This window comes from Citrobacter sp. wls706 (assembly GCF_005281305.1).
GTDB lineage: Bacteria > Pseudomonadota > Gammaproteobacteria > Enterobacterales > Enterobacteriaceae > Citrobacter > Citrobacter werkmanii.
This window is the reverse complement of the sequence record NZ_SZXG01000029.1, coordinates 508,733-527,643: the sequence shown is the minus strand read 5'-3', so window position 1 is coordinate 527,643 and position 18,911 is coordinate 508,733. Positions and strand designations below refer to the sequence as shown.

15 protein-coding genes are annotated in these 18,911 nt (G+C 54.9%); 14 read left to right on the top strand and 1 reads right to left on the bottom strand.

Going from position 1 to position 18,911, the window contains the following annotated elements:
* The first annotated feature begins 17 nt into the window (after nucleotides 1-17).
* The 8 genes from iscU (at nucleotide 18) to sseB (ending at nucleotide 5,945) form a co-directional block, all read left to right on the top strand.
* Entirely contained in the window at nucleotides 18-404 is a 387-nt protein-coding gene (iscU, locus tag FDW92_RS07410; protein WP_002913991.1) for a Fe-S cluster assembly scaffold IscU, read from the top strand.
* A gap of 20 nt (nucleotides 405-424) precedes the next feature.
* On the top strand, nucleotides 425-748 hold the full coding sequence (gene iscA / locus FDW92_RS07405; RefSeq protein ID WP_003037681.1) for an iron-sulfur cluster assembly protein IscA: 324 nt from the start codon (nucleotides 425-427) through the stop codon (nucleotides 746-748).
* A gap of 74 nt (nucleotides 749-822) precedes the next feature.
* Nucleotides 823-1,338: a co-chaperone HscB gene (gene hscB / locus FDW92_RS07400; RefSeq protein ID WP_042306735.1), complete on the top strand. Its 516-nt coding sequence runs from the start codon at nucleotides 823-825 to the stop codon at nucleotides 1,336-1,338.
* Nucleotides 1,339-1,353: 15 nt separating this feature from the next.
* On the top strand, nucleotides 1,354-3,204 hold the full coding sequence (gene hscA / locus FDW92_RS07395; protein WP_042306737.1) for a Fe-S protein assembly chaperone HscA: 1,851 nt from the start codon (nucleotides 1,354-1,356) through the stop codon (nucleotides 3,202-3,204).
* Nucleotide 3,205: 1 nt separating this feature from the next.
* Nucleotides 3,206-3,541 carry an ISC system 2Fe-2S type ferredoxin gene (gene fdx / locus FDW92_RS07390; protein WP_003037690.1) on the top strand — a complete coding sequence of 112 codons (336 nt, stop codon included), beginning with the start codon at nucleotides 3,206-3,208 and terminating at the stop codon, nucleotides 3,539-3,541.
* Nucleotides 3,542-3,552: 11 nt separating this feature from the next.
* A complete protein-coding gene (gene iscX, locus FDW92_RS07385) occupies nucleotides 3,553-3,753 on the top strand; it encodes a Fe-S cluster assembly protein IscX (RefSeq protein ID WP_003037694.1) in 201 nt (66 codons plus the stop codon).
* A 61-nt stretch (nucleotides 3,754-3,814) separates the two neighbouring features.
* Nucleotides 3,815-5,098: an aminopeptidase PepB gene (pepB, locus tag FDW92_RS07380; protein WP_042306738.1), complete on the top strand. Its 1,284-nt coding sequence runs from the start codon at nucleotides 3,815-3,817 to the stop codon at nucleotides 5,096-5,098.
* A gap of 70 nt (nucleotides 5,099-5,168) precedes the next feature.
* Complete coding sequence (gene sseB, locus FDW92_RS07375) at nucleotides 5,169-5,945, top strand: enhanced serine sensitivity protein SseB (RefSeq protein ID WP_042307197.1); 777 nt, start codon at nucleotides 5,169-5,171, stop codon at nucleotides 5,943-5,945.
* A gap of 233 nt (nucleotides 5,946-6,178) precedes the next feature.
* Here sseB and sseA read toward each other — a convergent pair whose 3' ends face one another.
* Entirely contained in the window at nucleotides 6,179-7,030 is an 852-nt protein-coding gene (gene sseA, locus FDW92_RS07370) for a 3-mercaptopyruvate sulfurtransferase (RefSeq protein ID WP_042306741.1), read from the bottom strand.
* Nucleotides 7,031-7,236: 206 nt separating this feature from the next.
* Here sseA and FDW92_RS07365 point away from each other — a divergent pair, with 206 nt between their 5' ends.
* The 6 genes from FDW92_RS07365 to ispG all read left to right on the top strand — a co-directional run bounded on the left by FDW92_RS07365 (nucleotide 7,237) and on the right by ispG (nucleotide 18,855).
* A complete protein-coding gene (locus FDW92_RS07365) occupies nucleotides 7,237-12,171 on the top strand; it encodes an alpha-2-macroglobulin (protein WP_137400592.1) in 4,935 nt (1,644 codons plus the stop codon).
* On the top strand, nucleotides 12,172-14,484 hold the full coding sequence (gene pbpC / locus FDW92_RS07360) for a peptidoglycan glycosyltransferase PbpC (RefSeq protein ID WP_042306745.1): 2,313 nt from the start codon (nucleotides 12,172-12,174) through the stop codon (nucleotides 14,482-14,484).
* A 149-nt stretch (nucleotides 14,485-14,633) separates the two neighbouring features.
* Complete coding sequence (gene ndk, locus FDW92_RS07355) at nucleotides 14,634-15,065, top strand: nucleoside-diphosphate kinase (protein ID WP_003037710.1); 432 nt, start codon at nucleotides 14,634-14,636, stop codon at nucleotides 15,063-15,065.
* A 194-nt stretch (nucleotides 15,066-15,259) separates the two neighbouring features.
* A complete protein-coding gene (locus FDW92_RS07350; protein WP_003037713.1) occupies nucleotides 15,260-16,426 on the top strand; it encodes a bifunctional tRNA (adenosine(37)-C2)-methyltransferase TrmG/ribosomal RNA large subunit methyltransferase RlmN in 1,167 nt (388 codons plus the stop codon).
* Between the two features lie 285 nt (nucleotides 16,427-16,711).
* Complete coding sequence (rodZ, locus tag FDW92_RS07345) at nucleotides 16,712-17,710, top strand: cytoskeleton protein RodZ (RefSeq protein ID WP_042306747.1); 999 nt, start codon at nucleotides 16,712-16,714, stop codon at nucleotides 17,708-17,710.
* 26 nt (nucleotides 17,711-17,736) lie between these two features.
* Nucleotides 17,737-18,855: a flavodoxin-dependent (E)-4-hydroxy-3-methylbut-2-enyl-diphosphate synthase gene (gene ispG / locus FDW92_RS07340; RefSeq protein WP_016154000.1), complete on the top strand. Its 1,119-nt coding sequence runs from the start codon at nucleotides 17,737-17,739 to the stop codon at nucleotides 18,853-18,855.
* Nucleotides 18,856-18,911: the final 56 nt, after the last annotated feature.

Genomic DNA, 18,911 nt, shown 5'->3' with positions numbered 1-18,911 from the left:
GATAAGGAGAATTCAACATGGCTTACAGCGAAAAAGTTATCGATCATTACGAGAATCCACGTAACGTGGGCTCTTTTGACAACAGCGACGAGAACGTGGGTAGCGGCATGGTCGGTGCACCAGCCTGTGGCGACGTGATGAAGTTGCAGATCAAAGTCAACAATGAGGGTATCATTGAAGACGCGCGTTTCAAGACTTACGGCTGCGGTTCCGCTATTGCCTCCAGTTCTCTGGTTACCGAATGGGTAAAAGGGAAATCTCTGGACGAAGCACAGGCGATTAAAAACACCGATATCGCCGACGAGCTTGAACTGCCACCGGTGAAAATTCACTGCTCTATCCTGGCTGAAGACGCGATTAAAGCCGCGATTGCGGATTACAAAAGCAAACGTGAAGCAAAATAATTAAGAGTTGAGGTTTTATTATGTCGATTACCTTAAGCGACAGTGCAGCAGCGCGTGTAAATACCTTCCTGGCAAACCGCGGTAAAGGGTTTGGTCTGCGTCTGGGCGTGAGAACCTCCGGCTGCTCAGGTATGGCCTATGTACTGGAATTTGTTGACGAGCCGGCGGCTGAAGATACCGTGTTTGAAGACAAAGGCGTTAAAGTTGTGGTCGACGGTAAGAGCCTGCAATTTCTCGACGGTACGCAGTTAGACTTCGTCAAAGAAGGTCTGAACGAAGGGTTTAAGTTCACTAACCCGAACGTGAAAGACGAATGTGGATGCGGCGAAAGCTTCCACGTATAACGCGCTCACCGATAACCCCACACGCATGATTTTACGTGTGGGGTTTGTTCTAACAGGCTACCCCTGAGATAGTTATGGATTACTTCACTCTCTTCGGATTACCCGCTCAATATCCTATTGATCTCCAGGCTCTGACGATCCGTTTTCAGGATCTCCAACGTCAGTATCATCCTGATAAATTCGCCAGCGGTTCTCAGGCGGAGCAACTTGCTGCGGTTTCGCAGTCCGCCACCATTAACCAGGCCTGGCAAACGCTGCGTCATCCCTTGATGCGCGCCGAATACTTATTGTCTTTACACGGCTTTGATATTCGCAATGAGCAGCACACAGTGCGTGATACCGCGTTCCTGATGGAGCAACTGGAGCTGCGGGAAGAGCTTGACGAGATTGAGCAGGCGAAAGACGAATCGCGACTGGAAAGCTTTATCCAGCGCGTGAAAAAAATGTTTGAAAGTCGCCATCAACTGATGGTTGAACAGCTGGATAACGAGATGTGGGACGCGGCGGCGGATACCGTGCGTAAGCTGCGTTTTCTCGATAAACTGCGAAGCAGTGCAGAACAACTCGAAGAAAAACTGCTCGATTTTTAATTTCCGGAAGCGAAAATGGCCTTATTACAAATTAGTGAGCCTGGTCTGAGCGCCGCGCCGCATCAGCGTCGTCTGGCGGTAGGCATCGATTTAGGCACCACCAACTCCCTGGTTGCGACCGTACGCAGCGGCCAGGCCGAAACGCTGGCAGACCACGAAGGTCGCCACCTGTTGCCGTCAGTGGTTCACTATCAGCCGCAGGGCTACTCTGTCGGTTACGATGCTCGCGCCAATGCCGCGCTTGACCCGGCCAATACCGTTAGTTCGGTAAAACGCATGATGGGCCGCTCTCTGGCGGATATCCAGGCGCGCTATCCGCATCAGCCTTATACATTTCAGGCCAGTGAAAACGGCCTGCCGATGATTGAAACCGCTGCCGGTTTACTTAATCCGGTGCGCGTATCCGCTGACATTCTGAAAGCGCTGGCCGCGCGGGCAACCGAATCGCTGTCCGGTGAACTGGACGGCGTCGTGATCACCGTTCCGGCATATTTTGACGATGCGCAGCGTCAGGGGACCAAAGACGCCGCGCGTCTGGCTGGCCTGCACGTATTACGTCTGCTGAATGAGCCGACCGCTGCGGCGATTGCTTATGGCCTGGACTCCGGTCAGGAAGGCGTGATCGCGGTCTATGACCTTGGCGGCGGTACCTTTGATATTTCTATTCTGCGCCTGAGCCGCGGCGTGTTCGAAGTGCTGGCGACCGGCGGTGATTCCGCACTCGGCGGTGATGATTTTGACCATCTGCTCGCCGATTACATTCGCGAGCAGGCGGGAGTTACCGATCGTAGCGACAACCGTGTACAGCGTGAACTGTTGGATGCCGCCATTGCGGCGAAAATTGCGCTCAGCGACGCCGATTCTGTGGCGGTTAACGTGGCGGGATGGCAGGGTGAAATCACCCGTGAAACCTTCAATGAACTTATTTCCGCACTGGTTAAGCGTACGTTGCTGGCCTGTCGTCGCGCGCTGAAAGATGCGGGTGTTGAGCCGCAGGATGTGTTGGAAGTGGTGATGGTCGGTGGTTCAACGCGCGTGCCGCTGGTACGTGAACGCGTGGGTGAGTTTTTTGGCCGTACGCCGCTGACCTCTATTGACCCGGACAAAGTTGTCGCTATCGGTGCGGCAATCCAGGCGGATATTCTGGTCGGAAATAAACCGGACAGCGAAATGCTGCTGCTGGACGTCATCCCGCTGTCCCTGGGACTGGAAACCATGGGCGGCCTGGTGGAGAAAGTGATCCCGCGTAATACCACTATCCCGGTGGCGCGTGCGCAGGACTTTACCACCTTTAAAGACGGCCAGACCGCAATGTCCATCCACGTGATGCAAGGCGAGCGTGAGCTGGTGCAGGACTGCCGCTCACTGGCGCGTTTTGCGCTGCGCGGTATTCCGGCGCTGCCAGCAGGCGGCGCGCATATCCGCGTGACCTTCCAGGTGGATGCCGATGGGCTGCTGAGCGTCACCGCCATGGAGAAATCCACAGGCGTTGAGTCCTCAATCCAGGTTAAACCGTCCTACGGTCTGACTGACGGCGAAATCGCCTCCATGATTCAGGATTCGATGAGTTTTGCCGAGCAGGACGTCAAAGCCCGTATGCTGGCAGAACAGAAAGTCGAAGCGGCACGTGTACTGGAAAGTTTATCCGGTGCGCTGAACGCTGATGCCGCGCTGTTAAGCGCCGCAGAACGTCAGGCTATCGACACCGCCGCCGCGCACTTGAGCGAGGTTGCGCAGGGTGACGATGTTGACGCGATAGAACAAGCCATTAAAAACGTAGACAAACAAACCCAGGAATTCGCCGCTCGCCGCATGGACAAATCCGTCCGTAGCGCGCTGAAAGGCCATTCCGTGGACGAGGTTTAATATGCCAAAGATTGTTATTTTGCCTCATCAGGATCTCTGTCCCGATGGCGCAGTTTTGGAAGCTGAGACCGGCGAAACCATTCTCGACGTTGCCCTGCGTAACGGTATCGAAATTGAACACGCCTGTGAAAAATCCTGTGCCTGTACGACCTGTCACTGCATTGTACGTGAAGGTTTTGATTCTTTGCCGGAAAGCACGGAAGAAGAAGACGACATGCTGGATAAAGCCTGGGGTCTGGAGCCGGAAAGCCGTTTAAGCTGCCAGGCGCGGGTAACCGAGGACGATTTAGTGGTCGAAATCCCACGTTACACAATCAATCATGCACGTGAGCATTAACAGAGGGTAGTATGGGACTGAAGTGGACCGATAGCCGTGAAATCGGTGAAGCGCTGTACGATGCCTTCCCCGACCTTGATCCCAAGACCGTTCGTTTCACCGATCTGCACCAATGGATCTGTGACCTGGAAGAGTTCGATGATGATCCACAGGCATCGAACGAAAAAATCCTTGAGGCCATTTTGCTGGTCTGGCTGGACGAAGCCGAATAAGTCAACGGGCTGCCCACGGGTGGCCCGTTTTCCTGTATGCGCGAAAATAAGGATAAATAAAATGACAGAAGCCATGAAAATTACGCTTTCCACGCAACCTGCCGATGCCCGCTGGGGTGAAAAGGCAACATACAGCATTAATAATGAAGGCATTACCCTGCACCTGAACGGAAAAGATGACCTCGGTCTTATCCAGCGCGCCGCGCGTAAAATCGATGGCCTGGGTATTAAACACGTGCAACTGGACGGTGAAGGTTGGGATACCGAACGCAGTTGGGCTTTCTGGCAGGGTTATAAAGGACCAAAAGGCAGTCGCAAAGTTGAGTGGGCTGCCCTGGACGAAGCACAGCGCAAAGAGCTGGATAACCGTCTGAAGATTATTGACTGGGTGCGCGATACCATTAACGCCCCGGCGGAAGAACTGGGTCCGGAACAACTGGCGCAGCGCGCGGTCGACCTGCTGTGCGGGGTGGCCTGCGATAACGTCTCTTACCGCATCACCAAAGGTGAAGATCTGCGCGAGCAGAACTACATGGGACTGCATACCGTGGGGCGCGGTTCTGAGCGTCCTCCGGTGCTGCTGGCGCTGGACTACAATCCTACCGGTGATAAAGAAGCCCCGGTTTATGCTTGCCTGGTTGGTAAGGGAATTACCTTTGACTCCGGCGGTTACAGCATCAAGCAAAGCGCATTTATGGACTCAATGAAGTCCGATATGGGCGGTGCGGCAACGGTCACTGGCGCGCTGGCGTTTGCCATTACCCGTGGTCTGAACAAGCGTGTGAAACTGTACCTGTGCTGCGCGGATAACCTGATCAGCGGCAACGCCTTTAAACTGGGCGATATTATTCACTATCGCAACGGCAAAAAAGTTGAAGTGATGAATACCGATGCGGAAGGACGCCTGGTGCTGGCGGATGGTTTGATCGACGCCAGCGCGCAGAAACCGGAGCTGATTATTGATGCAGCTACGCTGACCGGTGCCGCGAAAACCGCCCTGGGTAACGATTATCACGCGTTGTTCAGCTTTGACGACAAGCTGGCTGCCCGTCTGCTGGCAAGCGCGGCACAAGAAAACGAGCCGTTCTGGCGTCTACCGTTGGCTGAGTTCCACCGTAGTCAGTTGCCATCTAACTTTGCTGAACTAAACAACACCGGTAGCGCGGCCTACCCGGCGGGTGCGAGCACGGCGGCGGGCTTCCTGTCCCATTTTGTGGAAAACTACCAGCAAGGCTGGCTGCACATCGACTGCTCTGCAACCTATCGCAAAGCGCCGGTTGAGCAGTGGTCTGCGGGCGCAACCGGTCTGGGTGTGCGCACCATCGCGAATCTGCTGACCGCATAATTCATGACTGTATTGCCGGATGGCGCGACGCTTATCCGGCCTACATGTATTCATCCAATTTGTGATCCTTATGACCGAAACAAAAAATGAATTAGAAACGTTGCTGGAACAAGCGGCGACAGAGCCTGCGCATCGACCGGCATTTTTCCGTACTTTACTTGAATCCACCGTTTGGGTGCCGGGTACTGCTGCAGAAGGCGAGGCGGTGGTTGAAGACAGCGCTCTCGATCTGCAGCACTGGGAAAAAGAAGACGGCACAACCGTGATCCCGTTCTTTACTTCCCTTGAGGCTTTGCAGCAGGCGGTTGAAGATGAGCAAGCATTTGTCGTTATGCCGGTGCGTACGTTGTTTGAAATGACGCTTGGCGAAACGCTGTTTCTCAACGCGAAACTGCCGACCGGCAAAGAGTTTATGCCTCGTGAAATCAGTCTGCTGATCGGTGAAGAGGGGAGTCCGCTAAGCACCCAGGAGGTTCTGGAAGGGGGGGAATCGCTGATCCTCTCTGAAGTCGCTGAACCGCCAGCGCAGATGATTGACTCGCTGACCACGCTGTTTAAAACCATCAAGCCGGTAAAACGTGCGTTTCTTTGCTCAATCAAAGAAAGTGCGGAAGCTCAGCCAAACCTGTTGATCGGGATTGAAGCTGACGGTGATATTGAAGAGATCATCCACGCTGCGGGCAGCGTCGCGACCGACACATTACCGGGCGATGAACCGATTGATATTTGCCAGGTGAAGAAAGGCGAGAAGGGTGTCAGCCACTTTATCACCGAGCATATCGCGCCGTTCTACGAACGCCGCTGGGGCGGCTTCCTGCGCGATTTTAAACAGAACCGGATTATCTGAGTAAAGGAAAGCCGCCCCGAAGGGCCACGGAGAATAATATCTCACGTTGTGAATAATTTCTCGGCTAACTAACTTGACTTTTACTCCCTTAAAAGGGAGTATTAAATCACTACGATGTGCCTGCGTTGCTATGGCAACACAGCCTGCCAGAAAGGCCGCGAACCGGACTGGCACAAAAAAACCGCTCAACTGAGCGGTTTTTTTGTCGGCGAAAAAGAAGGGTAAATCAGATTTTATTTAGCCTCAGTCGGTTCTACCGGTAAATCGTTGCGCGCTCCCCATTCGCTCCACGCCCCGTCATACAATGCGACGTTCGAAACATCCAGAGTGGCAAGCGCCAGTACCACCACGGCAGCCGTTACGCCGGAGCCGCAGCTGGCGATAATGGGGCGGTCAAAGCTCACGCCGTGGCTGAAGAAAATAGCATCCAGTTCGTCGGTAGTTTTCAGTTCGCCGTCACGAACCAGCTCTGTCCACGGTACGTTAAGCGCACCAGGCACATGACCACGCTTCAGACCAGGACGCGGCTCGTCAACTTCGGCATTAAAACGTGCAGCCGGGCGGGCATCGACGATCTGCGCCGTTTTTTCATGACTGGCCAGCAGCACATCAGTGACGCGCACCACGGCTTCAGGCGTAAATGCGGCGTTAAATTCGCCTTCGGGTAACTCCTCGTTTCCTTCCTGCAGCATTAGCTCATCGCGCTGCCAGCCAGCAAGACCGCCCGCCAGAATGGAGACATTCTCGACGCCAAAAGTCCGCAGCATCCACCATGCGCGGGGGGCGGAAAAAAGGTTGCCGTCATCGTAGACAACCAGATGTTTATCCTGATGAACACCCAATTCGCGCATCGCGACAGCGAAGGCTTCCGGGCGCGGCATCATGTGCGGCAACGGCGAGGTATGGTCAGAAAGCGCTTCAATATCAAAAAAAACGGCGCCAGGAATATGACCCGCACGATACTCCTCGCCAACATCGCGATCTTCCTGACCTGGAGGTGCCATCCGGGCATCAAGGATTTGTATTTCCGGGTCGTCAATGTGTTCGGCAAGCCAGTCGGCAGCGACAAAGAAGGCGGTGGTCATAGGCATCTCCATTTTTACCAGGTTTTGGCAAATTGTCGGACGTTTAGTGCAAAGCGACAAGTAAAAGAGGCTGATTTGGCAGGCGAATCCACATTAATCACGAAAATTAGGACAACGTTGTTCATTTACTGGCTTCCACAGCCAGAAAACTAACGCATAATAGTTGTTCTACGTAGCTAACGGGCCACTACGGCCAGGGATGAACAATGAAACATTTACGCGTAGCGGCCTGCATGCTGATGCTGGCACTTGTCGGGTGCGATAATAATAACGAAAAATCGACGACGGCTGCGAAGCCGGATGCACCTGCGCCGCAGACCGCGCCCGCAAAAGACAAGGCTCAGTTAGAAAAGCTGATGCAACAAAGTCAGGGCAAGTCGCTGACGCTGTTGGATGCCTCAGAGGTCCAACTCGACGGCGCAGCAACGCTCGTATTGACCTTCTCCATTCCCCTCGATCCGGAACAAGATTTTTCCCGTGTAGTGCACGTTGTCGATAAAAAAAGCGGCAAAGTCGATGGGGCGTGGGAACTGGCGCCAAACCTGAAAGAGCTACGCTTACGCCACCTCGAACCTAACCGGGAACTGGTGGTTACCATTGAGCGTGATTTACTGGCGCTGAATAAAGCGACGTTTGGCATCGATTATGAAAAAAACATCACCACACGTGACGTCCAGCCGAGCGTAGGGTTTGCCAGTCGCGGTTCGCTACTGCCGGGAAAAGTGATTGAAGGGCTGCCGGTGATGGCGCTCAACGTTAACAGTGTGGATGTGAATTTTTATCGCGTGAAGCCAGAGTCGCTTGGCGCGTTCGTCAGCCAGTGGGAATACCGCAATTCGTTGTCGAACTGGGAATCCGATAATCTGCTGAAAATGGCGGAACTGGTCTATACCGGACGCTTTGATCTCAACCCTGCGCGTAACACGCGCGAAAAGCTGTTGCTGCCGCTGAGCGAAATCAAACCGTTGCAGCAGGCCGGCGTTTACATCGCGGTGATGAATCAGGCCGGAAAATACAACTACAGTAATGCCGCGACGCTGTTTACGCTCAGCGATATTGGTGTGTCGGCGCATCGTTACCACAATCAACTGGATGTCTTTACGCAGAGTCTGGAAAACGGCGCAGCGCAGCAGGGCATTGAAGTCACATTACTCAACGAAAAAGGGCAGACGCTGGCGCAAGCCACCAGCGACGCACAGGGTCATGTACAGCTTAAGACTGATAAAGAAGCTGCCTTATTGCTGGCCCGCAAAGACGGGCAGACCACGCTGCTTGACCTGAAACTTCCGGCGTTGGATCTGGCTGAGTTTGATATTGCCGGCGCGCCGGGATACAGCAAACAGTTCTTTATGTTTGGTCCGCGCGATCTCTATCGCCCCGGTGAAACGGTGATCCTCAATGGATTACTACGTGACAGCGACGGTAAAACGTTACCCGACCAGCCGGTGAAGCTGGAAGTCGTTAAGCCCGACGGACAGGTTTTACGCTCGGTTGTCAGCCAGCCGGAGAACGGTCTGTACCGCTTTAGCTGGCCGCTGGACAGCAGCGCGCCGACCGGGATGTGGCATATTCGCGCCAATACTGGCGACAACCAGACGCGGATGTGGGATTTCCACGTCGAAGATTTTATGCCAGAGCGGATGGCGCTCAATCTCACCGCCAGCAAAATGCCGGTAGCGCCAACTGATGAAGTGAAATTCTCGGTGGTGGGTTACTACCTGTACGGCGCGCCCGCCAGCGGCAACGCGCTGCAAGGGCAGCTTTTCTTGCGGCCATTGCGCGAGGCGGTGCAGGCGTTGCCAGGGTTCCAGTTTGGTAATATTGCCGAAGAAAACCTTTCCCGCAGCCTTGATGAAGTTCAGCTCACGCTGGACGATCACGGTCGTGGCGAAGTGACCACCGCCAGCCAGTGGCAGGAGACGCACTCCCCGTTACAGGTGGTGTTGCAAGCTAGCCTGCTGGAGTCGGGTGGCCGCCCGGTGACGCGTCGGGTTGAACAAGCCATCTGGCCTGCGGATACGCTGCCGGGGATTCGACCACAGTTTGCGGCGAAAGCCGTTTATGATTATCGCACTGACACCACGGTGAACCAGCCTATCGTCGATGAAGACAGCAATGCCGCTTTCGATATCGTTTATGCCGATGCGCAAGGCGATAAAAAAGCGGTGTCCGGCTTGCAGGTGCGTTTGATCCGGGAACGTCGTGATTATTACTGGAACTGGACTGAAGGCGAGGGCTGGCAATCACAGTTTGATCAAAAAGATCTGATCGAAGGTGAGCAGACGCTGGATCTTAAGGCCGATGAAACCGGTAAAGTGAGCTTCCCGGTTGAGTGGGGCGCCTATCGTCTGGAAGTAAAAGCGCCGAATGATGCGGTGAGCAGCGTGCGCTTCTGGGCCGGTTATAGCGGGCAGGATAATAGCGACGGCAGTGGCTCTGTTCGTCCCGATCGTGTAACCCTGAAACTGGATAAACCCGGCTATCGTCCTGGCGATACCATGAAGCTGCATGTTGCCGCCCCCGCGGCTGGCAAAGGTTATGCGATGGTGGAGTCCAGCGAAGGACCGCTGTGGTGGCAAGAAATAGACGTGCCTGCGAATGGCCTGGATCTCTCTATTCCTGTCGATAAAACCTGGAATCGCCACGATTTGTATCTCAGTGCGCTGGTGGTTCGTCCTGGCGACAAATCCCGTTCGGCGACGCCAAAACGGGCGGTTGGATTGCTGCATTTACCGCTGGGCGATGAAAATCGTCGTCTGGGACTGACGCTGGAAAGCCTGGCGAAAATACGTCCAAATCAGCCGTTAACCGTCAAGATTAAAGCCAGCGTTAAAAATGGCGACGTGCCAAAGCAGGTTAACGTACTGGTCTCTGCCGTTGATAGCGGGGTGTTGAACATCACTGATTACGTCACGCCCGACCCATGGCAGGCGTTTTTCGGGCAAAAACGCTATGGCGCGGATATTTATGATATTTACGGTCAGGTCATCGAAGGGCAAGGTCGTCTGGCGGCGCTGCGCTTTGGTGGCGATGGCGATGAGTTAAAGCGTGGCGGTAAGCCTCCGGTCAATCACGTCAATATCGTGGCGCAGCAGGCGTTGCCGGTCACGCTTAACGAGCAGGGCGAAGGTACGGTGACGTTACCGATTGGTGATTTCAACGGCGAGCTGCGGGTCATGGCGCAGGCCTGGACGGCGGATGACTTTGGCAGCAGCGAAAGCAAAGTGATTGTCGCCGCGCCGGTGATTGCTGAACTGAACATGCCGCGCTTTTTGGCCGGGGGAGATACTTCGCGCCTGACGCTGGACGTGACCAACCTGACCGATAAACCGCAGACGCTGAATATTAAGCTCGCGGCCAGTGGTTTACTGGAACTGATAGGGCAAGATCCTACGCCTGTGAATCTGGCGCCAGGCGTACGGACTACGCTGTTTATTCCGGTGCGCGCGCGGGAAGGCTTTGGCGAGGGCGACATTCAGGCGCAGATTAGCGGTCTGTCCCTGCCAGGGGAAACGCTGCCTGTGCAGCACAAACAGTGGAAGATTGGCGTGCGCCCGGCGTTCCCTGCGCAAACCGTCAATAATGGCGTTGCGCTCCAGCCGGGGGCAACCTGGCAGCTGCCAGGCGAAGAGTTGGCTAATTTCTCTCCTGTGACGATGCAGGGGCAACTGCTTTTCAGCGGTAAGCCGCCGCTGAATCTGGCGCGCTACATCCGTGAACTGAAAGCTTACCCTTACGGTTGCCTTGAGCAAACGGCGAGCGGGCTGTTCCCCTCTTTATACACCAATGCCGCGCAACTAAAGGCGTTAGGTATCGCGGGCGACAGTGATGAAAAACGCCGTGCGGCAGTAGAGATTGGCATCTCCCGTTTACTGCAAATGCAGCGCGATAACGGCGGTTTTGCGCTGTGGGATAAGAACGGATCAGAAGAGTACTGGCTGACCGCGTATGTAATGGATTTCCTCGTCCGTGCGAACGAACAAGGCTACAGCGTCCCGGTTGAGGTGATTAACCGGGGTAATGAGCGGCTGCTGCGTTATTTGCAGGATCCGGGGATGATGTCGATTCGTTATACTGATGACTCGTCTGCAAGCCGGTTTGCTGTACAGGCCTACGCCGCGCTGGTGCTGGCTCGTCAGCAAAAAGCCCCGCTTGGCGCACTGCGTGAAATCTGGGAGCGCCGCGCTCAGGCGGCTTCTGGTTTACCGCTGTTGCAACTGGGGATCGCGCTGAAAAACATGGGCGATGCTAATCGTAGTGAACAGGCGCTTACGTTGGCGCTGAATACTCCGCGTCGCGATGCACAGCAGTGGATGGCGGATTACGGCAGTCAGCTACGCGACAACGCGCTGATGCTGGCCTTGCTGGAAGAGAACAAGCTCAAACCTGAAGAGCAGAACACGTTACTGAATACCTTGTCAGAACAGGCCTTTGGTCAGCGCTGGCTTTCTACTCAGGAAAATAATGCGTTGTTCCTTGCCGCACGTACGCTACAGGATTTACCAGGCACGTGGCAGGCGCAAACATCACTCTCTGAACAGCCGTTAGCAGGTGAGAAATCGCAAACCAGGAATCTGGATGCCGACGAGCTGTCCACGTTGAGCGTCACGAATACCGGTAATCTGCCGCTGTGGCTGCGTCTGGATGTCAACGGGTATCCGCAAACATCACCTACGCCTGCCAGCAACGTCCTGCATATTGAACGTCAGATCCTGGGACTCGACGGGAGCAGCAAATCACTGGATTCTCTGCGCAGCGGCGAGCTGGTGCTGGTCTGGTTGGAAGTGAAAGCCAGCCAGAACGTGCCGGATGCGTTGGTCGTCGACTTACTGCCTGCCGGACTGGAGCTGGAAAACCAAAATCTGGCCAACGGCAGCGCCAGCCTGCAGGATAGCGGTAGCGAAGTGGCGAATCTGCTCAATCAGATGCAGCAGGCGGATATCCAGCATATTGAGTTCCGAGACGATCGCTTTGTTGCTGCGGTGGCGGTCAATGAAGGACAGCCGGTTACGCTGATGTACCTGGCGCGGGCAGTAACGCCGGGGACGTATCAGGTTCCCGTCCCACAGGTGGAATCAATGTATGTTCCACAGTGGCGGGCAACCGGTGCGGCAGAGGGGCTTTTGATTGTCAGACCGTAAATGATGCGCAGGTTGGGTAAACGCGGCTGCTGGCTCTGGCTGGCAGTCGTTGCGCTAGTGTTGGTGACGGCAATTTGGGCGGCAGATAAAATCTGGCCACTGCCGCTTCACGAGGTGGATCCCGCACGTGTCGTGGTGGCGCACGATGGTACGCCTCTCTGGCGCTTCGCCGACGCGGACGGTATCTGGCGTTATCCGGTGACGATTGATGAGGTGTCACCCCGCTACCTTGAGGCCTTAATCAACTACGAAGACCGCTGGTTCTGGAAACATCCTGGCGTCAATCCATTTTCAGTGCTGCGCGCCGCATGGCAGGACCTCTCCTCAGGGCGTGTTGTTTCGGGCGGCAGTACGCTCACCATGCAGGTGGCACGTTTACTCGACCCCCACCCACGCACCTTTGGCGGCAAGTTTCGCCAGCTCTGGCGCGCTTTGCAGCTGGAATGGCATCTGTCCAAGCGCGACATTCTGACGCTGTATCTTAACCGTGCGCCGTTTGGCGGCACGTTGCAAGGTGTGGGCGCAGCAAGCTGGGCCTATCTTGGCAAATCGCCTGCACAACTGAGCTACTCCGACGCCGCACTGCTGGCTGTGCTGCCACAGGCGCCGAGCCGTCTGCGTCCGGACCGTTGGCCGGACCGCGCTGAAGCGGCGCGTAATAAAGTGCTCGAACGTATGGCAATTCGGGGCATTTGGCCCGCAAAACAGGTGCAGGAGTCACGTGAAGAGCCAGTCTGGCTGGCCCCCAGGCAGATGCCGCAGTTAGCGCCGTTATTTTCGCGCATGATGCTGGGAAAAAGCCGCAGCGATAAAATCGTGACTACCCTTGACGCCGGGTTGCAGCGCCAACTCGAAGAGCTGGCGCAAAACTGGAAAGGGCGGTTACCGGCGCGCAGTTCGCTGGCGATGATTGTGGTCGATCACACCGATATGAGCGTGCGTGGCTGGGTGGGATCAGTTGATATGAATGATGACTCCCGTTTTGGTCATGTGGATATGGTGAATGCGATCCGCTCACCGGGATCGGTGCTGAAGCCGTTTATCTATGGTCTGGCGCTGGATGACGGATTAATTCATCCCGCTTCGTTGTTGCAGGATGTACCACGGCGAACCGGTGATTATCGACCGGGGAATTTTGACAGTGGTTTTCACGGACCGGTAAGCATGAGTGAGGCGCTGGTACGTTCACTGAATTTACCCGCGGTCCAGGTACTGGAAGCCTATGGTCCGAAGCGTTTTGCCGCATCGTTACGTAACGTCGGTTTACCGTTATATCTGCCTGCAGGGGCTGCGCCGAATCTGTCGCTGATTTTGGGCGGTGCGGGGGCAAGGCTTGATGATATGGCGGCGGCGTATAGCGCCTTTGCCCGCCACGGGAAGGCGGGTAAACTGCGCCTGCAGCCGTCAGACCCGCTACTGGAGCGCCCGCTGATGTCGGCAGGCGCGGCGTGGATTATTCGCCGGATTATGGCTGACGAAGCACAACCGCTACCGGATAACGCACTGAGCAGAGTGGTTCCGCTGGCGTGGAAAACGGGTACCAGCTATGGCTATCGCGATGCGTGGGCGATTGGGATTAACGCCCGTTATGTGATTGGCATCTGGACCGGCAGGCCCGACGGTACGCCGGTGGTGGGGCAGTTTGGCTTTGCCAGCGCCGTACCGCTGCTCAATCAGGTCAACAATCTTCTGCTCTCTCGCGGGACGAATCAGCCGGAAGATCCTCGTCCTGAATCCGTTAGCCGCGGCGTGGTATGTTGGCCGGGCGGGCAATCTCTTGCGGTTGGAGACAGCAACTGTCGCCGCCGTCTGGCAACCTGGTTATTGGAAGGCAGTCAGCCGCCAACGCTGTTATTACCCGAGCAGGAAGGCGTTAATGGCATTCGTTTTCCTGTCTGGCTGGATGATGAAGGCAAACGCGTGGCGGCGGATTGCCCACAGGCGCGCGAACAGACGCTTATCGTCTGGCCATTGCCGCTGGAGCCATGGCTGCCGGAATCAGAGCGCCGTGGGGCGAGATTACCGCCTGTTTCTGCCATATGTCCGCCGTTGGGACAGGATCCCGCGTTACCGTTGCAGTTGACAGGTCTGCGCGATGGCGCGATTGTGAAGCGTTCACCCGGTTCACCAGAGGCTTCATTGCCGGTGCAAACCAGCGGTGGAACAGGCGATCGCTGGTGGTTTCTTAACGGACAACGTCTGGACGAGCGCGGGCGTCACCTGACGCTACGTCTGACGGTCAAAGGGGATTACCAACTGCTGGTGATGGATGACGCCGGACAGGTGGCGACGGTGAGATTTTCGTTGCAATAGACCAGTTGCTGACTATTTGTTGCTAAAACTCATCTTATTTTAAAGAAATGTTACCTTCATCAATAGTCAATTGCCGGGATGCTCTTTATAATCCGCGCCAGGTCGTACATCTATATAGACAACAACAGAACATATTACAGAGGTTATCAATGGCTATTGAACGTACTTTTTCCATCATTAAACCAAACGCGGTGGCAAAAAACGTTATTGGGAGCATCTTTGCGCGCTTTGAAGCTGCAGGGTTCAAGATTGTCGGGACTAAAATGCTGCACCTGACCGTTGAGCAGGCGCGTGGCTTCTATGCTGAGCACGACGGCAAGCCGTTCTTTGACGGTTTGGTTGAATTCATGACCTCCGGTCCGATCGTTGTTTCTGTTCTGGAAAGCGAAAACGCCGTACAGCGTCATCGCGATCTGCTGGGCGCTACCAACCCAGCGAACGCGCTGGCCGGTACCCTGCGTGCCGACTACGCTGACAGCTTCACCGAGAACGGGACTCACGGTTCTGATTCCGTTGAATCTGCCGCTCGCGAAATCGCCTATTTCTTTGGTGAGGGCGAGGTTTGCCCGCGTACGCGCTAATCTCCTGCGTCTGCAACGCCGTTGAGATGAATTAGCGATTTACATATTATTTTCGCTAATGCTTCGTGCAAACGTGGCATCCCTGCGCCAGACTTTGTACAATGCAACGCCCCGGAAGAGCAGACCGCTTGCCGGGGCGTTTCTTTTTAACCCTCCACGGGCCACAACGTGTAACAACGAGGCCGGAAAAAATTATGTCTGAATTAGTTAACACCTCTGAAGTCGTCATTCCTGCGGTTCCAAATAAAAATGGAAAAATTAACCTGCTGGATCTGAACCGTCAGCAAATGCGCGAATTCTTCAAAGAGATGGGCGAAAAGCCGTTTCGTGCCGATCAGGTCATGAAGTGGATGTACCACTATTGCAGCGACAACTTTGATGACATGACTGACATCAATAAGGTGCTGCGCAACAAGCTGAAAGAAGTCGCTGAAATTCGCGCCCCGGAAGTGGTGGAAGAGCAGCGTTCCTCTGACGGCACGATCAAATGGGCTATCGCGGTTGGCGATCAGCGCGTTGAAACTGTTTATATTCCTGAAGACGATCGCGCGACCCTGTGTGTTTCTTCACAGGTTGGTTGTGCATTAGAGTGTAAATTCTGCTCTACGGCGCAACAGGGATTTAACCGTAACCTGCGAGTGTCGGAAATCATTGGCCAGGTTTGGCGTGCGGCGAAAATCGTTGGCGCGGTCAAAGCAACGGGCGTACGTCCTATCACCAACGTGGTGATGATGGGGATGGGCGAGCCGCTGCTCAACCTGACTAACGTGGTGCCGGCGATGGAAATCATGCTGGATGACTTCGGTTTCGGGCTGTCCAAGCGTCGCGTTACGCTTTCCACCTCAGGGGTTGTACCTGCGTTGGATAAGCTGGGCGATATGATTGACGTCGCGCTGGCGATCTCTCTGCATGCGCCAAACGATGAAATTCGTGACGAAATTGTGCCTATCAACAAAAAGTACAATATCGAAACGTTCCTCGGGGCAGTACGTCGTTACCTGGAGAAATCCAACGCCAACCAGGGACGTGTGACCATTGAGTATGTCATGTTGGATCACATCAATGACGGTACCGAACACGCGCATCAACTGGCTGAACTGCTGAAAGATACACCGTGTAAGATCAACCTGATCCCATGGAACCCGTTCCCTGGCGCACCGTATGGTCGTAGCTCTAACAGCCGTATCGATCGTTTCTCCAAAGTGTTGATGAGCTATGGTTTCACCACCATCGTGCGTAAAACACGTGGCGATGACATCGATGCAGCCTGCGGTCAATTGGCCGGCGATGTTATCGACCGTACCAAGCGTACTCTGCGCAAGCGTATGCAGGGTGATGCTATCGACATCAAAACCGTTTGATGTCGAGTGCACTACGGTATAATTCATGTACCGTAGTGCAATGTAAGCCAGATGAGGTTCTTTGGTTGTTGTCGTCAGGTCAATAATAACGGTGCGTTTTTGTCGACTTTAAGGCAGTATGTAACGGCGCAACAAGAGTTTAGCCCTCAGGTTTACGCTTTTTTGTCATTGGTAGTCTGACCGTTTTATACTGTCTGACGAAGGTTAACTGACCAGATGTTTCGCGGTGTGGGTGAGCATTGTGACTCGCCGGCGCCAGAACCCAAATTTACGCAGCTGTAGCGAATGAATACTGAAGCCACGCACGACAAAAATGAAGCACTCTCCACCGGCGTTCGTCTGCGCAATGCCCGTGAACAACTCGGATTCAGCCAGCAGGCAGTCGCGGAGCGACTGTGCCTGAAGGTCTCCACGGTACGTGATATTGAAGAAGATAAGGCACCAGCCGATCTCGCTTCAACATTCCTGCGTGGATACATCCGTTCTTATGCGCGTCTGGTGCATATTCCTGAAGAAGAACTGTTGCCAGGGCTGGAAAAACAGGCGCCAATTCGTCCTGCTAAAGTCGCGCCGATGCAGAGCTTCTCGCTCGGTAAGCGTCGTAAAAAGCGCGATGGCTGGTTAATGACCTTCACCTGGCTGGTGCTGTTTGTCGTTGTCGGACTGACAGGGGCCTGGTGGTGGCAGAACCATAAAGCGCAGCAGGAAGAGATCAGCACCATGGCCGATCAATCTTCCGCTGAACTGAATGCCGGTAAAGACACTGCGCAGAATGTACCGTTAGATACCAGCGCCGCAGCAGGTCAGGAGACAACTCCGGCTGCGGGCGATGGCGTGGTGGCGGACGCAGCGCCAGCGACTGATGCCCCGACAGCCCCGGCACCAGCCGCGGATGCGCAACAGAACGCCGTAGTGGCGCCTTCTCAGGCTAACGTCGATACCGCAACCGCCGCGCCAACAGCGCCAGCGAATGCGGCACCGCTGCCGACTGACCAGGCGGGTGTGACTACCCCAGCAGCCGATCCTAACGCGCTGGTAATGAATTTTACCGCTGATTGCTGGCTGGAAGTAACCGATGCAACCGGTAAAAAACTGTTCAGCGGTATGCAGCGTAAAGACGGCAATCTCAATCTGACCGGTCAGGCGCCGTACAAACTGAAAATTGGCGCTCCGGCGGCAGTGCAGATTCAGTTCCAGGGGAAACCTGTCGATCTGAGTCGTTTTATCAGAACTAACCAGGTTGCACGTCTGACCGTTAATGCCGAACAATCACCGGCTCAGTAACAGACGGCAATGCGGGAGATTTTTTAATGCATAACCAGGCTCCAATTCAACGTAGAAAATCGACACGCATTTACGTTGGGAACGTGCCGATCGGCGATGGCGCGCCCATCGCCGTACAGTCTATGACCAATACGCGTACCACTGACGTGGAAGCGACGGTTAATCAGATTAAAGCGCTGGAACGCGTAGGCGCAGACATTGTTCGCGTCTCTGTTCCGACAATGGATGCCGCAGAAGCGTTCAAGCTGATCAAACAGCAGGTTAATGTGCCGCTGGTTGCCGATATTCACTTCGATTACCGCATTGCGCTGAAAGTCGCGGAATACGGTGTCGATTGCCTGCGTATTAACCCAGGCAATATCGGTAATGAAGAGCGTATCCGCATGGTGGTTGACTGCGCGCGCGATAAAAATATCCCTATCCGCATCGGCGTAAACGCCGGCTCGCTGGAAAAAGATCTGCAAGAGAAATACGGTGAACCGACGCCGCAGGCGCTGCTGGAATCCGCTATGCGTCATGTGGATCATCTGGATCGTCTGAACTTCGATCAATTCAAAGTCAGCGTTAAAGCCTCTGACGTTTTCCTCGCTGTAGAATCCTATCGCCTGCTGGCGAAACAGATCGATCAACCGCTGCACCTGGGGATCACCGAAGCCGGTGGCGCACGTAGCGGGGCGGTGAAATCCGCGATCGGTTTAGGATTACTGCTATCTGAAGGGATCGGCGATACGCTGCGTGTTTCTCTGGCCGCCGATCCGGTAGAAGAGATCAAAGTGGGCTTCGATATTCTGAAATCGCTGCGCATTCGCGCGCGCGGGATCAACTTTATCGCTTGTCCAACCTGCTCACGTCAGGAATTCGACGTTATCGGTACGGTTAACGCGCTGGAGCAACGTCTGGAAGACATCATTACGCCAATGGATGTTTCGATCATCGGCTGCGTGGTAAATGGTCCTGGCGAAGCGCTGGTTTCTACGCTGGGCGTGACGGGCGGTAACAAGAAAAGCGGCCTGTACGAAGACGGTGTGCGTAAGGACAGACTCGACAACGACGATATGATCACGCAGCTTGAAGCCCGTATTCGCGCTAAAGCGAGTATCCTGGACGAAGCGCGTCGTATCGACGTGCAGCAGCTTGAAAAATAACAACGTGATGGGAAGCGGCGTGCTTCCCGTGTATGATTGAACCCGCATGGCGCCCG